Source organism: Lysinibacillus sp. GbtcB16, from assembly GCF_019091145.1.
In the GTDB taxonomy this organism is placed as follows: domain Bacteria; phylum Bacillota; class Bacilli; order Bacillales_A; family Planococcaceae; genus Lysinibacillus; species Lysinibacillus fusiformis.
Genome location: NZ_JAGXJV010000004.1, coordinates 23,130 through 45,139, shown reverse-complemented (window position 1 = coordinate 45,139; position 22,010 = coordinate 23,130). Strand labels below are relative to the sequence as shown.

Genomic DNA, 22,010 nt, shown 5'->3' with positions numbered 1-22,010 from the left:
TATTATTTTGAGGTCGTATGCCCTTTTTGTATAGAATTGTTTTAATATGGGTATACTTGCCAAGATAAGTTTAGTTAACCGAAAATGAGATCTTTTTGAAGACTCGTTTTCTTTTTGTCTTTCGAAATCATACACTATTTGTATGATTTTGCAAAGACCTAATATCGCTTTATTGAGGGGTGAATGAGTTGACAGGTCAACTAGTTCAGTACGGACAACACCGCCAGCGTAGAAGCTTTGCGCGTATTAAAGAGGTGCTTGAGCTTCCAAATCTGATTGAGATTCAAACGGCGTCTTACGAGTGGTTCCTTGAAGAAGGTTTACGTGAAATGTTCCGTGACATTTCGCCGATCGAGGACTTTACAGGTAATCTTTCATTAGAATTCATCGATTATTCATTAGGTGATCCTAAGTATGATGTTGATGAGTGTAAAGAGCGAGATGTTACTTACGCAGCTCCATTACGCGTGAAAGTACGTCTTTACAACAAAGAAACAGACGAAGTGAAAGAACAAGATGTCTTCATGGGTGATTTCCCATTAATGACTGAAACAGGTACGTTCATTATCAATGGTGCTGAACGTGTTATCGTTTCACAATTAGTTCGTTCACCAAGTGTGTATTTCCATGATAAAACGGATAAGAACGGTAAAAAAGGTTTTGGGGCTACAGTAATTCCAAACCGTGGTGCATGGTTAGAGTATGAAACGGATGCAAAAGATGTAGTTTATGTACGTATTGATCGTACTCGTAAGTTACCAGTAACCGTATTACTTCGTGCATTAGGTTTTGGCTCAGACCAAGAAATTATCGATATTATCGGTGATAACGAGTATTTACGTAATACGTTAGAAAAAGATAACTCTGAAAGTACTGAAAAAGCACTTTTAGAAATCTACGAGCGTTTACGTCCAGGTGAGCCACCAACAGTTGAAAGTGCGAAAAGTTTATTATACTCTCGTTTCTTCGACGCAAAACGCTATGATTTAGCGAATGTTGGACGCTACAAAATGAATAAAAAGCTTCATATTAAAAATCGTTTATTCAACCAAACGATTGCTGAAACGCTTGTAGATCCAGAAACAGGCGAAATTTTAGTAGAGAAAGGTACAGTGCTTGATCGCCGTACTTTAGATAAAATCCTACCTTACCTAGAAGATTCTTCGAAAGGTATTGGTTTCCGTACTTTATCACAAGTTGGTGGAGTACTTGAGGATGATGTAACAATCCAATCTATTAAAATTTATGCACCGAAAGATGAAGCACAAAAAGAAATTAATATCATTAGTAATGCCTATATTGATGAAGAAGTGAAAAATATTACACCTGCTGACGTACTGTCTTCAGTAAGCTATTTCTTCAACCTGCTTTATCAAGTAGGAGCAACAGATGATATTGACCATTTAGGTAACCGTCGTCTACGTTCTGTAGGTGAGTTACTGCAAAACCAATTCCGTATCGGTTTATCTCGTATGGAACGTGTAGTACGTGAGCGTATGTCTATTAACGACACAGCGGCTATCGTACCACAACAATTAATTAATATCCGTCCAGTAATTGCGTCAATTAAAGAGTTCTTCGGAAGCTCTCAATTATCACAATTCATGGACCAAACAAACCCATTAGCAGAATTAACGCATAAGCGTCGATTATCTGCATTAGGGCCTGGTGGTTTAACACGTGAGCGTGCTGGTTTCGAAGTACGTGACGTTCACTACTCTCACTATGGTCGTATGTGTCCAATCGAGACACCAGAGGGTCCAAACATTGGTTTAATCAACTCATTATCTTCTTTCGCTAAAGTAAATAAATTTGGTTTCATCGAAACGCCTTACCGTCGTATTGATCACGAAACAGGTCAAGTAACGGAACAAATTGATTACCTAACAGCTGATGAAGAAGATAACTACTACGTAGCACAAGCAAACTCACTATTAAATCCAGATGGCAGTTTTGCAAAGGACGAAGTAGTAGGTCGTTTCCGTGGTGATAACACAGTATTCAATAAAGCTCAAATGGACTACATGGACGTATCTCCTAAACAAGTAGTTTCTGCAGCGACTGCGTGTATCCCATTCTTAGAAAACGATGACTCTAACCGTGCACTTATGGGTGCAAACATGCAACGTCAAGCAGTTCCACTTCTTAACCCAGAAGCACCATTCGTTGGTACGGGTATGGAACATGTGGATGCACGTGATTCTGGTGCAGCTGTAGTAGCGAAGTATGATGGTATTGTTGAGCACGTTGAGGCTCGCTCTATCCATGTTCGCCGCATTGAAGTTGTAGATGGCAAAGAGGTTAAAGGCGATTTAACAAAATATAAATTACAAAAATTCATTCGTTCAAACCAAGGTACTTCATATAACCAACGTCCACTTGTAAAAGTTGGTGAACGCGTGAAGCCTCGCGATATTTTAGCAGATGGTCCATCAATGGAAAAAGGCGAATTAGCTCTTGGACGTAACGTACTTGTTGCATTCATGACTTGGAACGGCTTTAACTATGAGGATGCTGTTATTATGAGTGAGCGCCTTGTAAAAGACGATGTTTATACATCTGTTCATATTGAAGAATATGAGTCAGAGTCTCGTGATACAAAGCTTGGACCTGAAGAAATCACTCGTGATATTCCAAATGTCGGTGAAGATGCACTTCGTAACCTAGACGAACGTGGTATTATCCGTATCGGTGCGGAAGTACGCGATGGTGATATTCTTGTAGGGAAAGTAACGCCTAAAGGGGTTACAGAATTAACGGCTGAAGAGCGTTTATTACATGCTATTTTCGGTGAAAAGGCTCGTGAGGTTCGTGATACATCATTACGTGTACCACACGGTGCTGGCGGTATCATTCTGGATGTTAAAGTATTTAACCGTGAAGATGGCGATGAATTACCACCAGGTGTTAACCAATTAGTTCGTGCTTATATTGTTCAAAAACGTAAAATTCGCGTTGGGGACAAAATGGCCGGACGTCACGGTAACAAAGGGGTTATCTCTCGTATCTTGCCAGAAGAAGATATGCCATTCATGCCAGATGGCACGCCAGTAGATATCATGTTAAATCCACTTGGTGTACCTTCTCGTATGAATATCGGACAAGTTTTAGAGTTACACTTAGGTATGGCTTCTCGCTACCTAGGCGTCCACATGGCAACACCAGTATTTGATGGTGCGAATGAAGAAGACGTTTGGGAAACAATGGAAGAAGCAGGGATGAACCGTGACGGTAAAACAATCCTGTATGATGGCCGTTCTGGTGAACCATTTGATAACCGTGTATCTGTTGGGATCATGTATATGATCAAACTTGCTCACATGGTTGACGATAAACTTCACGCGCGTTCAACAGGTCCTTACTCACTTGTTACGCAGCAACCACTTGGTGGTAAAGCGCAATTTGGTGGACAACGTTTTGGTGAGATGGAAGTATGGGCACTTGAAGCATACGGTGCCGCTTATACCCTTCAAGAAATCTTAACAGTTAAATCCGATGACGTTGTTGGTCGTGTGAAAACATATGAAGCCATCGTTAAGGGTGAAAGTGTACCAGAGCCAGGCGTTCCTGAGTCATTCAAAGTATTGATTAAAGAACTTCAATCTCTTGGTATGGACGTTAAGATGCTAACAGTTAATGATGAAGAAGTAGAGCTTCGTGATTTAGACGAAGAAGAAGATCTTCAACCAGCTGATGCACTTAACATCGCACCACAGCCAGATACTCAAGAAGAGCCAGTAGAGTCTTTTGAATAATGGAAACCAATATTCACATTAGTGAATAAGGTCAAACTTATTTTTCAAATTAGCCGGGCAGGATTTAACGCCCTGCCTGGCTTTTTCTTTTAATACATCATTCTATTTCTAATCCTTTGTCAAAGAGGTAATTCTTTGCAAACGATTATCGAGCTGCGTAAAAGAGTCTTTATAAAGACCTATACTAGAGGGAGGTAGGCTCCTTGATAGACGTTAATGAATTTGAATATATGAAAATTGGTTTAGCATCCCCTGACAAGATTCGCTCTTGGTCATATGGTGAGGTTAAAAAACCTGAAACAATTAACTACCGTACGTTAAAACCAGAAAAAGATGGTTTATTCTGTGAGCGTATTTTTGGGCCAACTAAGGATTGGGAATGTCATTGTGGTAAATATAAACGTGTTCGCTATAAAGGCGTAGTTTGTGACCGCTGTGGTGTTGAAGTAACGCGTGCTAAAGTTCGTCGTGAACGTATGGGTCATATCGAATTAGCTGCACCAGTTTCTCATATCTGGTACTTCAAAGGTATTCCTAGCCGTATGGGTCTAATTTTAGATATGTCACCGCGTGCACTTGAAGAAGTTATTTATTTTGCTTCATACGTTGTGATTGAGGCTGGTGCGACGAATCTAGAAAGCAAACAATTACTTTCAGAAAAAGAGTACCGTGCATACCGCGAAAAATTCGGAAATACATTCGAAGCTGCAATGGGTGCAGAAGCAATTAAAAAATTATTAGCCAAAATTGACCTAGAAGATGAGACGCATTCTTTAAAAGAAGAGTTAAAATCTGCACAAGGTCAAAGACGTACTCGTGCTATCAAACGTTTAGAGGTTGTTGAATCATTCCGTAACTCAGGTAACTCACCTGAATGGATGATTTTAGATGTACTACCTGTAATTCCACCTGAGCTTCGTCCAATGGTGCAATTAGATGGTGGCCGTTTTGCAACTTCAGATTTAAACGATTTATACCGTCGTGTTATCAACCGTAATAACCGTTTAAAACGTTTATTAGATTTAGGTGCTCCAAGCATCATCGTACAAAACGAAAAACGTATGTTACAAGAAGCTGTTGACGCGTTAATTGATAATGGTCGTCGAGGACGTCCTGTAACAGGTCCTGGTAACCGTCCACTAAAATCACTTTCACATATGTTGAAAGGTAAACAAGGTCGTTTCCGTCAAAATCTACTTGGTAAGCGTGTTGACTATTCTGGTCGTTCCGTTATCGTAGTAGGTCCAAACTTAAAAATGTACCAATGTGGTCTACCTAAAGAAATGGCTATTGAATTATTCAAGCCGTTCGTTATGAAGGAATTAGTAGAACGTGGTCTTGCTCATAACATTAAATCTGCTAAACGTAAAATCGAACGTTTAAACAACGACGTTTGGGATGTATTAGAAGATGTTATCCGTGAGCATCCAGTATTACTTAACCGTGCACCAACGCTACACCGTCTTGGTATTCAAGCATTTGAACCAACACTAGTAGAAGGTCGTGCTATTCGTCTTCACCCATTAGTATGTACAGCATATAACGCTGACTTCGATGGTGACCAAATGGCGGTTCACGTACCATTGTCTGCTGAAGCTCAAGCTGAGGCTCGTCTTTTAATGCTTGCTGCGCAAAACATCCTGAATCCAAAAGACGGTAAACCGGTAGTAACACCTTCACAAGATATGGTATTAGGAAACTACTACTTAACGCTTGAACGTGAAAATGCACGTGGAGAAGGTACTATTTTCTACGGTCCAAACGAAGTTTTAATCGCATATGATACAGGTCATGTGCATTTGCATACACGTATTGCTATTAAAGCTAGTTCATTAAATAACCCAACATTCACAGAGGAACAAAATAATATGTTCCTATTAACGACTGTCGGTAAAGTAATCTTTAACGAAATCTTGCCTGAATCATTCCCTTATATCAATGAGCCGACTGATTTTAACTTAGAGCAAGTGACACCAGAAAAATACTTTGCAAAATTAACAATTGACGAAGATACACTAAAAGAGCTTGAATCAGATAGTGCTTATAATAGCCTTGATGAAAAAGGGAAAATAGACGCACAACGTACAGCTGTATTGCGCAAGCATTTTGAATCTGTACCAGTTGTAAATCCATTCCGTAAAAAGTTCTTAGGAAATATCATTGCTGAAGTATTTAAACGTTTCCACATTACTGAAACATCTAAAATGCTTGACCGCATGAAAAACCTTGGATTCAAGTATTCAACACGTGCTGGTATTACTGTTGGTGTATCTGATATCGTCGTATTACCTGACAAAGGTGAAATTTTAGCAGTAGCTCAAGAAAAAGTAGATAAAGTTCAAGCGCAATTCCGCCGTGGTTTCATCACAGAAGATGAGCGTTATGACCGTGTTATCTCAAGCTGGAGTGCTGCCAAAGATGAAATCCAAGCGAAACTAATGAAGTCTCTTGAGAAAACAAACCCAATCTTCATGATGTCTGACTCAGGTGCCCGTGGTAACGCATCTAACTTTACACAGTTAGCAGGTATGCGTGGTCTGATGGCCAACCCGGCTGGTCGTATCATCGAACTACCAATTAAATCTTCATTCCGTGAAGGTTTAACAGTATTAGAGTACTTCATCTCAACTCACGGTGCTCGTAAAGGTCTTGCCGATACAGCCCTAAAAACTGCCGATTCAGGTTACTTAACACGTCGTCTTGTTGACGTTGCACAGGATGTAATTGTGCGCGAAGATGACTGTGGTACTGACCGTGGTTTAACAATTGGTGCATTAATGGAAGGCACAGAGCTAATCGAGGCTCTAGATGAGCGTATTGTTGGTCGTCATACGAAGAAAACAATCTTACACCCTGAAACTGGTGAAGTGATTCTAAACAAAGATGGTTTAATCGATCAAGATGTGGCTCGTGCAATTATTGAAGCTGGTATTGAAGAAGTGACTATTCGTTCAGCATTTACATGTAATACAAAACATGGCGTATGTAAAAAATGTTACGGCATGAACTTAGCAACAGGTGAAAAGGTTGAGGTAGGAGAGGCAGTTGGTATTATTGCAGCTCAATCAATCGGTGAACCAGGTACACAGTTAACAATGCGTACATTCCATACAGGTGGGGTTGCCGGGGACGATATTACACAAGGTCTTCCACGTATCCAAGAGATCTTTGAAGCACGTAATCCAAAAGGTCAATCTGTTATTTCAGAGATCGCAGGTACTGTTTCAGATATCACAGAAATCCGTGAGGGCTTAAAAGAAATCACTGTTCAAGGTGACGTAGAAACTCGTAAGTATCAAGCGCCTTATAATGCACGTTTAAAAGTTATCGAAGGTGATAATGTAGAGCGTGGTCAAGTTTTAACAGAGGGTTCTATCGATCCAAAACAATTGTTAAAAGTCAAAGACGTTTCAACTGTTCAAGAATATTTATTAAAAGAAGTTCAAAAAGTATACCGTATGCAAGGGGTAGAAATTGGAGATAAACATATCGAAGTAATGGTTCGCCAAATGCTTCGTAAAGTACGTGTAATTGAAGCTGGAGATACAGATTTATTACCAGGTTCATTACTAGATATCCACCAATTTGCAGAGGCAAACGCAGATGCTGTTATGAATGGCAAAAATCCTGCTACTTGTCGTCCTGTAATTCTAGGTATTACAAAAGCTTCTCTTGAAACAGAATCATTCTTATCTGCAGCTTCGTTCCAAGAAACAACACGTGTGTTAACAGATGCAGCAATTAAGGGTAAACGTGACGAGCTTCTTGGATTAAAAGAGAACGTAATTATCGGTAAACTTGTTCCTGCAGGTACTGGTATGCAACGTTACCGTCAAATCCGCATCGAAAAAGATGAGCTTGACACAGAAGTCGTTTCTGCTGAATAAACATTAATAATAGTGCCGAAGAGATGGAATTACGCCATCTCTTCGGACTTTTTAAAGATATTAGTTGACAGTATAAAATGGTAATGATAATATATTGAAGGTTGATAGTTAACTGTCTGTACTTCGGAGGATATGAAAATGTCTTATGATAAAGTAAGGACTAGTCAAACAATCATAGGTACAAAGCAAGCAGTAAAAGCAATGCGAGCCGGTTCAGTGAAAGAACTCCTTGTGGCACTTGATGCAGACAATTGGGTAACCGATTTGGCCATATCTTTCGCGAGAGAAATCGGTATACCAGTTATTCTTGTTGAGTCCAAAAAGGAACTGGGCAAGGCCTGTGGAATCCACGTTGGAGCTGCGGTAGTTGCAATTACTGGAGAGTAGTTTTTGTGTATTAAACACAAAGACTTTGTTTTTACCCAAAAAATGAACCACCTGGATGTGTGGTATTAACAAGGAATAAATGAAGGGAGGAAAAATCGATGCCTACAATTAACCAATTAGTACGTAAGCCTCGTCAATCTAAAAGCACGAAATCAAAATCACCAGCGTTAAACAAAGGATATAACTCATTTAAAAAATCTTTAACTGATGTTAAATCTCCTCAAAAACGTGGTGTTTGTACTCGTGTTGGTACAATGACACCTCGTAAACCAAACTCAGCGTTACGTAAATACGCTCGTGTACGTTTAACTAACCAAATTGAGGTTACAGCTTATATCCCAGGTGAAGGCCACAACTTACAAGAGCATAGTGTTGTTCTTATCCGTGGCGGACGCGTAAAAGACTTAGCGGGTGTTCGTTACCATATCGTACGTGGAGCTCTTGATACAGCTGGTGTAAACGGTCGTTTACAATCACGTTCTAAATACGGAACAAAACGCCCTAAAGAAAAAAAATAATTTAACGTTCAATAACGTTATTTAAAACTGAGCCTTATACTAATTGTCACAAATATTGAATCTTGCTAGCAGATTTGATATTTGATTGACGAATATAAAAAGGCAAACTTATAAAATAATCGATATTTATTCGAAAGGAGGAAAACACATGCCTCGTAAAGGTCCTGTTTCCAAACGTGACGTGTTACCAGATCCAATTTATAGTTCAAAACTAGTAACTCGTTTAATCAATAAAATGATGGTTGATGGTAAAAGAGGTACTTCTCAAAAGATTTTATACGGTGCGTTCGAAATTGTTAAAGAACGTTCTGGTGAAAATCCAATTGAAGTATTCGAAGCTGCTCTAAATAACGTAATGCCAGTTCTTGAAGTACGCGCTCGCCGTGTTGGTGGTTCTAACTACCAAGTACCGGTTGAAGTTCGTCCAGAACGTCGTACAACTTTAGGTCTTCGTTACCTAGTTAACTATGCTCGTCTTCGTGGTGAAAAAACTATGGAAGAGCGTTTAGCTAACGAAATTCTTGATGCTTCTAACAACACTGGTGCATCAGTTAAGAAACGTGAAGATATGCACAAAATGGCAGAAGCGAACAAAGCATTCGCTCACTACCGCTGGTAATATAACCTATGTGTTAACGGATTGGTTAGCACAAGGTCTCTTATACAGTCTTTACCCCAATATGGAAGGAGAAATTTCCTATGAAACGCGAATTCTCACTTGAGAATACTCGTAATATTGGGATCATGGCTCACATTGATGCTGGTAAAACAACAACAACTGAGCGTATCCTTTATTACACTGGTAAGATTCACAAAATCGGTGAAACTCATGAAGGCGCTTCTCAAATGGACTGGATGGAGCAAGAGCAAGAACGTGGTATTACAATCACTTCTGCAGCAACAACAGCCCAATGGGCAGGCCATCGTGTAAACATCATCGATACGCCTGGACACGTAGACTTCACTGTAGAAGTAGAACGTTCATTACGCGTACTTGACGGTGCTGTTACAGTACTAGATGCTCAATCTGGTGTTGAGCCTCAAACTGAAACTGTATGGCGTCAAGCTACAACTTATGGTGTTCCACGTATTGTATTCATTAACAAAATGGATAAAACAGGTGCAGACTTCTTATATTCTGTAGGAACTCTACATGATCGTTTACAAGCAAACGCTCACCCTATTCAATTACCAATCGGCGCTGAAGATCAGTTCTCTGCAATCATTGACTTGGTTGAAATGAAAGCTACTTTCTATGGTGACGAAAAAGGTACAGCAGTAACTGAGGGAGAAATTCCTGAAGAATACCGCGCACAAGCTGAAGAATACCGTGAAAAATTAATCGATGCTGTTGCAAGTGTTGATGAAGATATCATGGAAAAATATTTAGAAGGCGAAGAAATCACTGTTGCGGAACTTAAAGCGGCAATCCGTCGTGCTACAATCGCAGTAGAATTCTACCCAGTAATCTGTGGTACAGCGTTCAAACACAAAGGTGTACGCCCAATGTTAAATGCTGTTATCGATTACTTACCATCTCCAGTAGATGTACCAGCAATCAAAGGTACTTCTGTTGATGGTGACGAAGAGTTAGAACGTAAATCTTCTGATGAGGAGCCATTCTCAGCTCTTGCATTCAAAGTTATGACTGACCCATTCGTAGGTAAATTAACGTTCTTCCGTGTGTACTCTGGAACATTAGATTCAGGTTCATACGTACAAAACTCTTCTAAAGGTAAACGTGAGCGTGTAGGTCGTATCCTACAAATGCACGCTAACTCTCGTGAAGAGATTTCTAAAGTATTCGCTGGGGACATCGCAGCAGCAGTAGGTCTTAAAGATACTACTACTGGTGATACTCTTTGTGACGAGAAAAACCTAGTTATTCTTGAATCAATGGAATTCCCTGAGCCAGTAATTTCTCTTTCTGTAGAACCAAAATCAAAAGCTGACCAAGATAAAATGGGTCAAGCTTTACAAAAACTTCAAGAAGAGGATCCAACTTTCCGTGCTCACACTGACACAGAAACTGGACAAACAATCATCTCAGGTATGGGTGAACTTCACCTTGATATCTTAGTTGACCGTATGCGCCGTGAATTTAAAGTAGAAGCTAACGTAGGTGCTCCAATGGTATCTTACCGTGAAACATTCCGTGGCTCTGCAAAAGTTCAAGGTAAATTCACTCGCCAATCTGGTGGTCGTGGACAATATGGTGACGTAACGATTGAGTTCTCTCCAAATGAAGAAGGTAAAGGCTTTGAATTCGAAAACGCTATCGTTGGTGGTGTAATTCCTCGTGAATACATTCCTGCAGTTGAAGCTGGTCTTCGTGACTCTCTTGACCGCGGTGTAGTAGCTGGTTACCCTCTAATCGATATTAAAGCGAAATTAGTATTCGGTTCTTACCATGACGTTGACTCGAATGAGATGGCGTTCAAAATTGCTGCATCTATGGCTCTTAAAGAAGCATCTAAACAATGTGATGCTGTTATCTTAGAACCAATGATGAAAGTAGAAGTTGTAATTCCAGAAGAATACCTTGGTGATATCATGGGTAACATTACTTCTCGTCGCGGTCGCGTTGAGGGTATGGATGCTCGCGGTAACTCACAAGTTGTTCGTGCTATGGTTCCTTTAGCAGAAATGTTTGGTTATGCAACGACTCTTCGTTCTGCAACGCAAGGTCGTGGTGTATTCTCAATGACATTCGATCATTATGAAGAAGTACCAAAATCAATTGCTGCTGAAATCATCAAAAAAAATAAAGGTGAATAATTGAATTTTCATCTTGCATAAAGTATAACTAATTTGTAAGCTATGATTGCAGGATAGGGGATGGGCCCGTTCTCTATCAGCATTCATTCTATAAATTTCAAAAATAAAACATATAATTTTGAGGAGGCAATCTCTAATGGCTAAAGAAAAATTTGACCGTTCTAAAACGCATGCTAACATTGGTACAATCGGACACGTTGACCATGGTAAAACTACTTTAACTGCTGCAATCGCTACAGTTCTTTCTAAAAAAATGGGTGGTACAGCTAAATCATACGCTGACATCGATAACGCTCCTGAAGAAAAAGAGCGTGGTATCACAATCAATACTTCTCACGTAGAATACGAAACTGAAACTCGTCACTATGCACACGTTGACTGCCCAGGACACGCTGACTATGTTAAAAACATGATCACTGGTGCTGCACAAATGGACGGCGGTATCTTAGTAGTATCTGCTGCTGATGGCCCAATGCCACAAACTCGTGAACACATCCTTTTATCTCGTCAAGTAGGTGTTCCATACTTAGTAGTATTCATGAACAAATGTGATATGGTTGATGACGAAGAATTATTAGAATTAGTAGAAATGGAAATCCGTGACCTACTATCTGAATATGACTTCCCAGGTGACGATATTCCTGTAATCAAAGGTTCTGCTCTTAAAGCTCTTGAAGGCGAAGCAGAATGGGAAGAAAAAATCGTTGAATTAATGGACGCTGTAGATTCTTACATCCCAACTCCAGAACGTCAAACTGACAAACCATTCATGATGCCAGTAGAGGACGTATTCTCTATCACTGGTCGTGGTACAGTTGCAACTGGCCGTGTTGAACGTGGTCAAGTTAAAGTTGGTGACGTAATTGAAATCATCGGTATCGCTGAAGAAGCTAAATCTACTACTGTAACTGGTGTAGAAATGTTCCGTAAATTATTAGACTATGCTGAAGCTGGTGACAACATCGGTGCTTTACTTCGTGGTGTTGCTCGTGAAGAAATCCAACGTGGTCAAGTATTAGCTAAACCAGGTTCAATTACTCCACACACTAACTTCAAAGCTGAAGTTTATGTTTTATCAAAAGAAGAGGGTGGCCGTCATACTCCATTCTTCTCTAACTACCGTCCTCAGTTCTACTTCCGTACAACTGACGTAACAGGTATCTGTAACTTACCAGAAGGCGTTGAAATGGTAATGCCTGGTGATAACATCGAAATGACAGTTGAACTTATCGCTCCAATCGCTCTTGAAGAAGGTACTAAATTCTCTATCCGTGAGGGTGGCCGTACTGTAGGCGCTGGCGTAGTTGCTTCTATCCAAAAATAATTTTAGCTTTCGCTAATAGTCAAACCAATCTGTAGGGACGCTTACAGATTGGTTTTTTATGTTAAAATAAAAGTAATTAATGTTTTAATTAGTGTATGAATACATAACAGCGAGCATGTCATCTAGGTTAAATAATTAAGCAGAAAGGGATTTGAATATGGAGATGAAAATTTTACTGATAGAAGATGATCCGTCGATATTTAGTATGATTGAAGAACGTTTTGCACAATGGTCATTACAAGTTGTTGGACCTAAAAATTTTCAAAAGGTGATGGATGATTTTATAGAAGTGAAGCCACATCTTGTGCTAATTGATATTCAGTTGCCTGCCTATGATGGCTTTCATTGGTGTCGAGAAATTCGTCATCTCTCCAATGTGCCAATCCTTTTTCTATCCTCGCGAGATCATCCAATGGATATGGTGATGGCTATGCAAATGGGGGCAGATGATTTTATACAAAAACCCTTTCATATGGAAGTATTACTCGCCAAAGCACAGGCTATTTTACGAAGAACATATGACTATGTTGAAGCAAAGATGGATGTTACACGCTTTAACGAAGCCGTTATTGATTATGCAAGGAGTGAAATTATGTGTGATGGAGCTATAGCTTCCTTAACAAAAAATGAACTCTTTATATTGCGCATCTTAGTGGAACAGGCTAATCATATCGTCTCAAGAGATGAACTAATGCGAAAACTGTGGGATGATGAACGTTTTGTAAACGATAATACGTTATCGGTGAATGTTAACCGTTTACGCGCAAAGTTAGAGGATATTGGCTTACATGAAGTGATTCTAACCAAAAAGGGACTTGGCTATATAGCAGTAACCCAAGGGACGTGAACTAATTTGTTACTATTATTTATAAAAGAGCGCTTTGCATGGATCGGTTTTTTTGGATTTATAATGGTACTATTAAACGTGCTATTTTCTTTAGATGTTGGTTTAAATAGTGTGTCTATTTGGTATGTAAATGTTAGTTTGCTTGTTAGTTTCGCACTCTTTTTCGTATGGCGCTTTATCGCTGAAGTTGGGAAATTAAATGATTTCCTGGGAAATATGGATGGTCATCTTGATGAAGCACATAAAAGTAGCTTATCATTATCACCTTTTCAAGAAGTGGGCTTTCGAAAAATAGAGGATGTCTTTCATGAGAAGAATATGGAATTGAATCAGGCCAAAGTGCAGCTCCAAGAGTATTCAGATGAGTTGCTGGCATGGGTTCATGAAGTAAAAGGACCTTTAACAACTATAAATCTAATGTTAGACCATGTAGAGGATTTATCCACACGTCGAAAATTAGAAAATGAATGGTTAAGACTACATCTGTTAGTTGATCAACAGCTGCACCAAACTAGACTTACTTCTATAGAAAAGGACAATTATTTAACCGAAATTGAGTTGAAACCAATTGTTTATAAAGAGATTCGAGCTATGCAAGCCTGGTGTATAGAAAAGGGAATTGGTTTTGAAATAGATGAACTGACTGAAAAGGTGATGACGGATGGTAAATGGCTAGCATTTATTGTACGGCAAATTCTCTCGAACGCCATAAAATATAGTTCAGCCAATTCAGAGGTAACGATTTTTACTGAACTTGACCCAACAGGTGCGACTTTATTACATATTAAAGATATAGGTATTGGTATACCCTCGGAGGATTTACCTAGAATTTTTCAAAAGTCATATACAGGTAACGTAGGGAGAGAATCTACTCAGTCTACTGGTATGGGTCTTTACTTAGCATATAATGTCGCGCAAAAAATAGGTATCCGTATAAATGTTCAATCGAATGTAGGTGAGGGTTCATTATTTACGCTACGGTTCCCATTACAAAATGAATATGTCAAACTAACAGGTAGATGACGAAAATGTCACCTACCTTTTTATATTGTCATGTAAAACACACGAATGAATAGGTGCAACAGGGTACACTTGGAATATAGAGAGGGGCGTTTATAAGTGACAGTGTTAATTGGTCGTAAAATAAAAAAAGTTTATGGAAAGAAATCAACGGCTCAGGAAGTGTTAAAGGGTATTGATTTGGAAGTGAGTAAAGGTGAATTTGTAGGTATTATGGGACCTTCTGGCTCAGGAAAAACAACACTTTTAAATGTCTTATGTTCAATCGACTTTGCAACAGAAGGAGTCATCGAAATAAACGGTCATAATTTACGGGGAATGAAGGAAAAGGCTTTGGCCAACTTCCGTAGAGAGCAATTAGGTTTCATATTTCAAGATTATAATTTATTAGATACATTAACCGTAAAGGAAAATATTCTTCTCCCCTTAGCAATCAGTAAATTGCCTAAAGCAGTTGCTGAAAGCCGTGTAAAAGAGCTAACATCCTTACTAGGCATAACAGAAATTTTAAATAAATATCCCAATGAAATATCCGGAGGTCAAAAACAGCGTACTTCCGCTGCGCGTGCACTTATTACAAATCCATCATTGGTATTTGCAGATGAGCCTACTGGGGCATTAGATTCCAAATCAGCGACAGCCTTGCTTCAAAATCTACAAAATATTAATGAGACAAAAGAAGCGACAATCATGATGGTTACGCATGATGCAGTAGCTGCAAGTTTCTGTACACGTGTTTTATTTTTAAAGGATGGTCTTATTTATAGTGAGCTTTATAAAGGGGATAAAACAAGACAGGCTTTTTTCCAGGAAATCATGCATACGCAAAGTGTGCTAGGCGGTGATGGTTATGAGTCTTAGTAAGCTAGTGTTAAGAAGCATGAAGAAAAATATGAAGCACTACTATTTATATTTTTTTGCGCTTATTTTTAGCGTTACTTTATATTTTTCCTTTGTAACATTACAAAATAATTCTGCAGTATGGGATGCTGTTCAAATGAGTGGAACGGCGACGGCTGGATTCAAAGCAGCAACTTATATTTTATATTTTATCGTCTTGTTCTTCGTCTTGTACGCCAATCATTTATTTATGAAGCGTCGTAGTAAGGAGATAGGCTTGTACCAATTGATTGGCATGACCAAGGGATTGATTGTACGCCTATTAGCAATCGAAAATATTCTACTATTTGTCGGAGCTGTAATTTTAGGTATGTTGGCCGGTTTCTTTAGTTCACGTGTGTTTGCAATGATTTTATTGCGTGTACTTGAGAAAGAAGCTCTTGTATCCATGACATTTAGTACGCAGGCATTACAGCAATCCGTGATTGTATTTACGATACTTTTGTTGATTGTCCTTATACAAATGGCCTGGATGATCCATCGCGTTTCTTTACTATCATTATTTACCGCAGCTAAACAAGCAGATGAACGTGTAAGACGTTTTAGTACATTACAAATGGCCATAGGCTTTATGGGGCTAGTTTTAATTGTTTATGGTTACTATGCTTCAACAAAGTTGTTTGATATTGAATCAGCCGGTAACCTATTTATTAATATGATCATTATTCTAGCTACTACAATTGGTGGAACATTTCTGGTCTTTCGATTCTCGGTAGCGTTTATTATGAATACAATTCGCTTAAAGAAAAAAGGGCATCTTTCCATCCAGGATGTATTGGCATTAACGCCTATTATGCATCGTATGAAGAGCAACGCTAAGTCATTAACGCTTATAACCGTATTAACAGGTGTATCTCTAGGAGTGACGACATTATCCTATATCTCCTACTATTCCTCAGAAGCATCGGCATATAGTCAAGTACCAGGTGATTTTATCTTGCTAGAAGAGCAGGGGATGTCTTTCTTACATGCGTTAGAGGAAAATAACATAGTCTATGATAAGGTAGATTATCGTTTGCAAGGAGTAACAGCCTCCGTAGGACAATTAATGTCTAAAAAGCAGCAGGATAATCCTTTATATGATATGGAAGGAACAATTTATACGATTCCACTTTCTGATTATAAGAAGAGCGTTCCAGAAGCCTCGCTATCAGGGAACGAAGTGATTTTAACAAACTATGGTGGGTATATGGCTGAGATGTTCCCATTAGAGAAAGATCGTGAGGTAGTAGTATCTGCAGGGGAGCTTGAAGAAACTTTTCATGTTGTAGAAGTACACGATAAAAGTATTATAAGTGGTATTGTTACAGCTGGAGGTGGTGGGCCCATCTTTGTTATAACAGATGACATGTTTAAAAGTCTAACTATGCAATCAGAGCATTACCCTTGGCATCAACAATCATCTATTACTATCAATTCAAAAGAAGACTTAATAATGGCAGAGAAATTATATGTACAGACAAATGCCGGGGTGATTATAACTAAAGATCATGAAGGTAAAACACAGCAATATACTCAATCTTCATATGAAGAGAAACGTAAAGATAATATTGAATCATTAGGTCTCACTATTTTTACAACTGCCTTTTTAGGATTAGCCTTCTTAATGACAACTGGTAGCATTCTGTACTTCAAACAAATGTCCGAGGCAGAGGAAGAGCGTGGTTCCTATACAATCCTCAGAAAAATTGGCTTTGCAGAAAAAGATATTATGAGAGGCATATATATGAAACAAGCCTTTAATTTTGGAGTCCCTTTAATTATTGGACTATTGCATAGTTATTTTGCTGTTAAATCAGGATGGTTTTTATTTGGTACAGAGTTAACGGCACCCTTGTGGATTGCAATGTGCTGTTATATAGCGTTGTATACGATTTTTGCCATTTTGTCGGTAGGCTATTATAAAAAAGTCGTTCGAGAATCATTGTAACAATTAAATAAGTAAAACATAGAAACAGTGTGATGCTAAATAGATCATACTGTTTTTTTATTGCTTCGAACGATGAAAAACCTTGACTTTCAATTATCAGAATAATAATCTTTAACATGTTAGTAATTTAGTGTATGAAAGTGAGTGTAACAATGAATGCAGTAATAGTGGCAGTAGCCGTCATGTTAATATTAAGCCTACTTCGCATCAATGTCGTTCTTTCTTTAGTGTTAGGAGCGTTTGTAGGCGGCCTTACAAGCGGAATGAGCATTGAGGCGACAGTAGAATCATTTACAGAAGGGTTAGGGGCAGGTGCAACGATTGCATTAAGTTATGGCTTACTTGGCGCCTTTGCCATCGCCATTGCCAAAACAGGGATACCTGAATTGATGATTACGGGGATGCTAAAGATTTTAAATAGTGAAAGTAATCGTAAAGGTTTAGTGAAGGTCTTAATTTTTTTCCTTATTTTCTTGATGTCCATTTTATCTCAAAATGTCATACCTATTCATATCGCCTTTATTCCACTATTGATTCCTCCTGTTTTAAAAATTTTAAATATGCTAGAGGTCGATCGACGTCTAGTGGCAACTTTAATTGCAGTGGGCTTAATCGGTACGTATAGCTTTGTACCAGCTGGCTTTGGAGCGATCTTTCAAGATATCGTTGCTACACAGGTGTCTGAGGCTGGGATGGTAGTATCCTCACGTGATGTTCCTGTGGCAATGGCGATTCCAGTGCTAGGTATGTTGGTTGGACTATTTACAGCCTTTATTGTATATCGCAAGCCAAGGAATTATAAAAATAATGAAATAGAGGCTGACTCACTCCATGTTAATGTCAGCAAATTTGTGATGTTTTCCACAGCCTTTGCATTAGTCGTATCATTATGTGGTCAAGTGTTAACAGATTCTATGATTGTTGGTTCCTTTGCAGGTATTATGGTTATGTATTTTACAGGGGCGCTGAAATGGAAAGAGGCAGATGACATTTTATCTGAAGGAATGAAGATGATGGCCTTTATAGGATTTGTTATGATTGCCGCAAATGGCTTTGCTGCGGTCATTAATGCTACTGGACATGTGGATAGCTTAATTACAAGCTCTATAACTATTTTAAAAGGAAATAGAAGTTTAGCGGTATTTATTATGTTAGTCATAGGATTAGTTGTGACAATGGGGATTGGCTCTTCCTTTGCCACAGTGCCAATTATCGCGACACTATTTGTTCCTCTTGCACAAGGGTTAGGAATGAGCCCGTTAGCGATCCTTTGTTTAATAGGTACAGCAGGAGCTTTAGGCGATGCAGGCTCTCCAGCATCAGATTCTACATTAGGGCCAACAGCAGGATTAAATGTAGATGGACAACACCATCATATTTGGGATACCTGTGTTCCTACTTTTATATTCATTAACATCCCACTAATTCTATTTGGTTGGATTGCATGTGTGTTCTTTCTATAGAAGTAAGAAGGGGTACTACTATTTAAAAAGACTTCATAGTTATTTGAAATGTTCGACATTGTTGCTTGATAACCTTAGGTGTTGCAATATGTAGTGAAATTTTATATACTAATAAACGGCTTAACAAAGCGAAGTAATAGTAGTACTAAGAATATCTGCAACATTTAAAAGAATTTAGCGAAAAGACTTGCTTATTCTTTTTTTATTGTATATAATGTTGAATGTTGGTCTTTGACTGCGATGAAGCGAGAGGTTGCCGACACACCCGGCCGCTTTGCCATGGCGGTGTGTGGGAAAATTTTCGTGGAGAATGTCTAGAAAATAGGCGAGAAGGAGGGAAAATAATGGCAAAACAAAAGATTCGTATTCGTTTAAAAGCGTATGATCACCGTATTTTAGATCAGTCTGCTGAGAAAATTGTGGAAACTGCAAAACGTTCAGGTGCAAGTGTATCAGGTCCGATTCCACTTCCAACTGAGAAGTCTGTGTACACAATTCTTCGTGCGGTTCACAAGTACAAAGATTCTCGTGAACAGTTCGAAATGCGTACGCATAAACGTCTGATCGATATCGTTAACCCAACACCACAAACTGTTGATGCGTTAATGAAACTTGATTTACCATCTGGCGTTGATATCGAAATCAAACTTTAATGGTAAAAACAATATAACTTTTTAAAACTTACAGGAGGTGTGACAAATGGCTAAAGGAATCTTAGGTAGAAAAATTGGTATGACACAAGTTTTCGCTGAAAACGGCGATTTAATCCCGGTAACAGTTATCGAAGCTACTCCAAACGTAGTACTTCAAAAGAAAACTGTTGAAACAGACGGCTACGAAGCAATTCAAGTTGGTTTCGAAGATAAGCGCGTTAAGCTTTCTAACAAACCACAACAAGGTCACGTAGCAAAAGCGAACACTGCTCCTAAGCGCTTCATTCGTGAATTCCGCAACGTGAACGTGGAAGAGTACGAAGTTGGTCAAGAAGTCAAAGTAGAAATTTTCGCAGAAGGCGATGTAATTGATGTAACAGGTGTTACTAAGGGTAAAGGTTTCCAAGGTGTAATTAAACGCCACGGACAATCTCGTGGTCCTATGGCCCACGGTTCTCGTTACCACCGTCGTCCTGGTTCAATGGGTCCAGTTGCTCCGAACCGCGTATTTAAACAAAAGAAATTACCTGGTCAAATGGGTGGCACTGTAGTTACAATCCAAAACTTAGAAGTCGTGAAAGTTGATACAGATCGTAACTTACTACTTGTTAAAGGTAATGTTCCTGGTTCTAAAAAAGCTCTAGTTACAGTAAAAACTGCAATTAAAGCTAAGTAATCACTTAAGGAAAGGAGGAAACAGGAATGACAAAAGTATCTGTACTTAGTCAAACAGGTGCTTCAGTTGGTGAAATCGAATTAAACGATGCGATCTTCGGAATCGAGCCAAATGAAGCAGTATTATTCGACGCAGTAGTAGCTCAACGCGCTTCTCTACGTCAAGGTAATCACAAGGTTAAAAACCGTTCTGAAGTTGCTGGTGGTGGTCGTAAGCCATGGCGTCAAAAAGGAACTGGTCGTGCTCGACAAGGTTCTATCCGTTCTCCACAATGGCGCGGCGGTGGTGTCGTATTCGGTCCTACTCCACGTAGCTATTCTTATAAATTACCTAAAAAAGTTCGTCGCTTAGCTCTTAAATCTGCTTTATCAGCTAAAGTAGTAGAACAAAACTTCTTAGTTCTTGATGCTCTAACTCTAGCAGCACCAAAAACAAAAGAATTCACAAAAATCCTTAAAGATCTTTCTTTAGAGAAAAAATCTTTATTCGTAACTGCTGACCTAGATGAAAACGTAGCATTATCAGCTCGTAACATCCCTGGTGTAACAGTTTTAACTGCAAATGGAATCAACGTTCTTGATCTTTTAGGTCACGAAAAAGTTGTATTCACTAAATCTGCAGTAGAAAAAGTTGAGGAGGTGCTTGGATAATGGAAGCACGTGATATTTTAAAACGTCCAGTCATTACTGAGCGTTCTTCAGAACTTATGGCAGAGAAAAAGTATACTTTCGAAGTAGACACTCGCGCTAACAAAACTCAAGTAAAAGACGCTGTAGAAGAAATCTTTGGTGTAAATGTTGAGAAAGTAAACGTTCTTAACTACAAAGGTAAATTCAAACGCGTTGGCCGTTACGGTGGTTACACTAACAAACGTCGTAAAGCGATTGTTAAATTAACTGCTGATAGCAAAGAAATTGAATTATTCGAAATGTAATCCCTAGTGGATTTATGATTTGAACACTCAAGAAGGAGGGAAAACACAATGGCGATTAAAAAGTATAAACCTACCTCTAATGGTCGTCGTAACATGACGTCATTAGACTTTGCGGAAATTACAACTAACAAGCCTGAGAAATCATTGCTTGAACCAACTAAACGCAAAGCTGGTCGTAACAACCAAGGTAAAATCACTGTTCGTCATCATGGTGGTGGTCATAAGAAGCAATACCGTGTTATCGATTTCAAACGTGTTAAAGATAGCATTCCGGCAAAAGTTGCTACTATTGAATATGATCCAAACCGTTCTGCGAATATCGCATTAATCAATTACGCTGATGGAGCAAAAGCTTACATCTTAGCACCAAAAGGTCTAGAGGTTGGTCAAACAATCGTTTCTGGTCCAGATGCAGATATTAAAGTAGGTAACGCATTACCATTAGCAAACATTCCAATGGGTACTACTATCCATAACATCGAGTTAAAACCTGGTAAAGGTGGACAATTAGTACGTTCTGCTGGTACTTCTGCTCAAGTACTTGGCCGTGAAGGAAAATACGTAATCGTACGTCTTCAATCTGGTGAAGTACGCTTAGTATTAGCTACTTGCCGAGCTACAATCGGTCAAGTTGGTAACGAACAACACGAACTTGTACACATTGGTAAAGCAGGTCGTAGCCGTTGGTTAGGTAAACGCCCAACTGTACGTGGTTCTGTAATGAACCCTAACGATCACCCACACGGTGGTGGTGAAGGACGTTCTCCAATCGGACGTAAATCACCGATGACTCCTTGGGGTAAACCAGCTCTTGGTTACAAAACTCGAAACAAGAAAAACAAATCGGATAAATTTATCATCCGTGGTCGTAAAAAATAAAGTGGTTAAACTACGGTTCTATGTGAGAGCCGTGGTGGAATCACGGAGGGAGGTTCCTA

17 protein-coding genes are annotated in these 22,010 nt (G+C 39.1%); all 17 read left to right on the top strand.

Annotation, left to right across the window (positions count from 1 at the left end; genetic code table 11):
• Positions 1-179: 179 nt before the first annotated feature.
• Entirely contained in the window at positions 180-3,755 is a 3,576-nt protein-coding gene (rpoB, locus tag KVT27_RS16355) for a DNA-directed RNA polymerase subunit beta (RefSeq protein ID WP_008181590.1), read from the top strand.
• Positions 3,756-3,958: 203 nt separating this feature from the next.
• Positions 3,959-7,642, top strand: coding sequence for a DNA-directed RNA polymerase subunit beta' (gene rpoC / locus KVT27_RS16350; RefSeq protein WP_036121619.1), 3,684 nt, complete (start codon positions 3,959-3,961; stop codon positions 7,640-7,642).
• A 138-nt stretch (positions 7,643-7,780) separates the two neighbouring features.
• Entirely contained in the window at positions 7,781-8,029 is a 249-nt protein-coding gene (locus KVT27_RS16345) for a ribosomal L7Ae/L30e/S12e/Gadd45 family protein (protein ID WP_025116449.1), read from the top strand.
• A 98-nt stretch (positions 8,030-8,127) separates the two neighbouring features.
• Positions 8,128-8,547 (top strand): 30S ribosomal protein S12, encoded by a 420-nt coding sequence (gene rpsL / locus KVT27_RS16340; protein WP_008181595.1) that lies wholly within the window; start codon positions 8,128-8,130, stop codon positions 8,545-8,547.
• 148 nt (positions 8,548-8,695) lie between these two features.
• On the top strand, positions 8,696-9,166 hold the full coding sequence (rpsG, locus tag KVT27_RS16335; protein ID WP_025116448.1) for a 30S ribosomal protein S7: 471 nt from the start codon (positions 8,696-8,698) through the stop codon (positions 9,164-9,166).
• 80 nt (positions 9,167-9,246) lie between these two features.
• Positions 9,247-11,325 carry an elongation factor G gene (gene fusA / locus KVT27_RS16330; protein ID WP_036121615.1) on the top strand — a complete coding sequence of 693 codons (2,079 nt, stop codon included), beginning with the start codon at positions 9,247-9,249 and terminating at the stop codon, positions 11,323-11,325.
• A 136-nt stretch (positions 11,326-11,461) separates the two neighbouring features.
• Complete coding sequence (gene tuf / locus KVT27_RS16325; protein ID WP_008181778.1) at positions 11,462-12,649, top strand: elongation factor Tu; 1,188 nt, start codon at positions 11,462-11,464, stop codon at positions 12,647-12,649.
• Between the two features lie 157 nt (positions 12,650-12,806).
• Positions 12,807-13,496: a response regulator transcription factor gene (locus KVT27_RS16320; protein WP_008181776.1), complete on the top strand. Its 690-nt coding sequence runs from the start codon at positions 12,807-12,809 to the stop codon at positions 13,494-13,496.
• A gap of 63 nt (positions 13,497-13,559) precedes the next feature.
• Complete coding sequence (locus tag KVT27_RS16315; RefSeq protein ID WP_225316076.1) at positions 13,560-14,519, top strand: sensor histidine kinase; 960 nt, start codon at positions 13,560-13,562, stop codon at positions 14,517-14,519.
• 96 nt (positions 14,520-14,615) lie between these two features.
• A complete protein-coding gene (locus tag KVT27_RS16310) occupies positions 14,616-15,377 on the top strand; it encodes an ABC transporter ATP-binding protein (RefSeq protein ID WP_025116444.1) in 762 nt (253 codons plus the stop codon).
• Positions 15,367-17,346, top strand: a complete 1,980-nt coding sequence (locus KVT27_RS16305) for an FtsX-like permease family protein (RefSeq protein WP_217581629.1) — start codon at positions 15,367-15,369, stop codon at positions 17,344-17,346. The genes KVT27_RS16310 and KVT27_RS16305 overlap by 11 nt, the downstream gene beginning before the upstream one ends.
• Before the next feature lie 152 nt (positions 17,347-17,498).
• The gene (locus tag KVT27_RS16300; protein ID WP_217581628.1) at positions 17,499-18,809 is read left to right on the top strand and encodes a Na+/H+ antiporter family protein; all 1,311 of its coding nucleotides are present in this window, start codon (positions 17,499-17,501) and stop codon (positions 18,807-18,809) included.
• A gap of 344 nt (positions 18,810-19,153) precedes the next feature.
• A complete protein-coding gene (gene rpsJ / locus KVT27_RS16295; protein ID WP_004233624.1) occupies positions 19,154-19,462 on the top strand; it encodes a 30S ribosomal protein S10 in 309 nt (102 codons plus the stop codon).
• 46 nt (positions 19,463-19,508) lie between these two features.
• The gene (gene rplC, locus KVT27_RS16290) at positions 19,509-20,138 is read left to right on the top strand and encodes a 50S ribosomal protein L3 (protein WP_036121600.1); all 630 of its coding nucleotides are present in this window, start codon (positions 19,509-19,511) and stop codon (positions 20,136-20,138) included.
• Between the two features lie 26 nt (positions 20,139-20,164).
• Positions 20,165-20,788 carry a 50S ribosomal protein L4 gene (rplD, locus tag KVT27_RS16285; protein ID WP_025116440.1) on the top strand — a complete coding sequence of 208 codons (624 nt, stop codon included), beginning with the start codon at positions 20,165-20,167 and terminating at the stop codon, positions 20,786-20,788.
• Positions 20,788-21,072 (top strand): 50S ribosomal protein L23, encoded by a 285-nt coding sequence (gene rplW, locus KVT27_RS16280; protein ID WP_008181914.1) that lies wholly within the window; start codon positions 20,788-20,790, stop codon positions 21,070-21,072. Before rplD ends, rplW begins: the two co-directional genes overlap by 1 nt.
• Positions 21,073-21,120: 48 nt before the next feature.
• On the top strand, positions 21,121-21,951 hold the full coding sequence (rplB, locus tag KVT27_RS16275) for a 50S ribosomal protein L2 (protein ID WP_036121597.1): 831 nt from the start codon (positions 21,121-21,123) through the stop codon (positions 21,949-21,951).
• Positions 21,952-22,010: the final 59 nt, after the last annotated feature.

Bases quoted from the DNA above. Each gene is read 5' to 3' on its own strand.
- KVT27_RS16345 (WP_025116449.1), top strand. From the start codon at position 7,781: ATGTCTTATGATAAAGTAAGGACTAGTCAAACAATCATAGGTACAAAG.
- rpsL (WP_008181595.1), top strand. From the start codon at position 8,128: ATGCCTACAATTAACCAATTAGTACGTAAGCCTCGTCAATCTAAAAGC.
- rpsG (WP_025116448.1), top strand. From the start codon at position 8,696: ATGCCTCGTAAAGGTCCTGTTTCCAAACGTGACGTGTTACCAGATCCA.
- fusA (WP_036121615.1), top strand. From the start codon at position 9,247: ATGAAACGCGAATTCTCACTTGAGAATACTCGTAATATTGGGATCATG.
- tuf (WP_008181778.1), top strand. From the start codon at position 11,462: ATGGCTAAAGAAAAATTTGACCGTTCTAAAACGCATGCTAACATTGGT.
- KVT27_RS16320 (WP_008181776.1), top strand. From the start codon at position 12,807: ATGGAGATGAAAATTTTACTGATAGAAGATGATCCGTCGATATTTAGT.
- KVT27_RS16315 (WP_225316076.1), top strand. From the start codon at position 13,560: ATGGTACTATTAAACGTGCTATTTTCTTTAGATGTTGGTTTAAATAGT.
- KVT27_RS16305 (WP_217581629.1), top strand. From the start codon at position 15,367: ATGAGTCTTAGTAAGCTAGTGTTAAGAAGCATGAAGAAAAATATGAAG.
- KVT27_RS16300 (WP_217581628.1), top strand. From the start codon at position 17,499: ATGAATGCAGTAATAGTGGCAGTAGCCGTCATGTTAATATTAAGCCTA.
- rpsJ (WP_004233624.1), top strand. From the start codon at position 19,154: ATGGCAAAACAAAAGATTCGTATTCGTTTAAAAGCGTATGATCACCGT.
- rplC (WP_036121600.1), top strand. From the start codon at position 19,509: ATGGCTAAAGGAATCTTAGGTAGAAAAATTGGTATGACACAAGTTTTC.
- rplD (WP_025116440.1), top strand. From the start codon at position 20,165: ATGACAAAAGTATCTGTACTTAGTCAAACAGGTGCTTCAGTTGGTGAA.
- rplW (WP_008181914.1), top strand. From the start codon at position 20,788: ATGGAAGCACGTGATATTTTAAAACGTCCAGTCATTACTGAGCGTTCT.
- rplB (WP_036121597.1), top strand. From the start codon at position 21,121: ATGGCGATTAAAAAGTATAAACCTACCTCTAATGGTCGTCGTAACATG.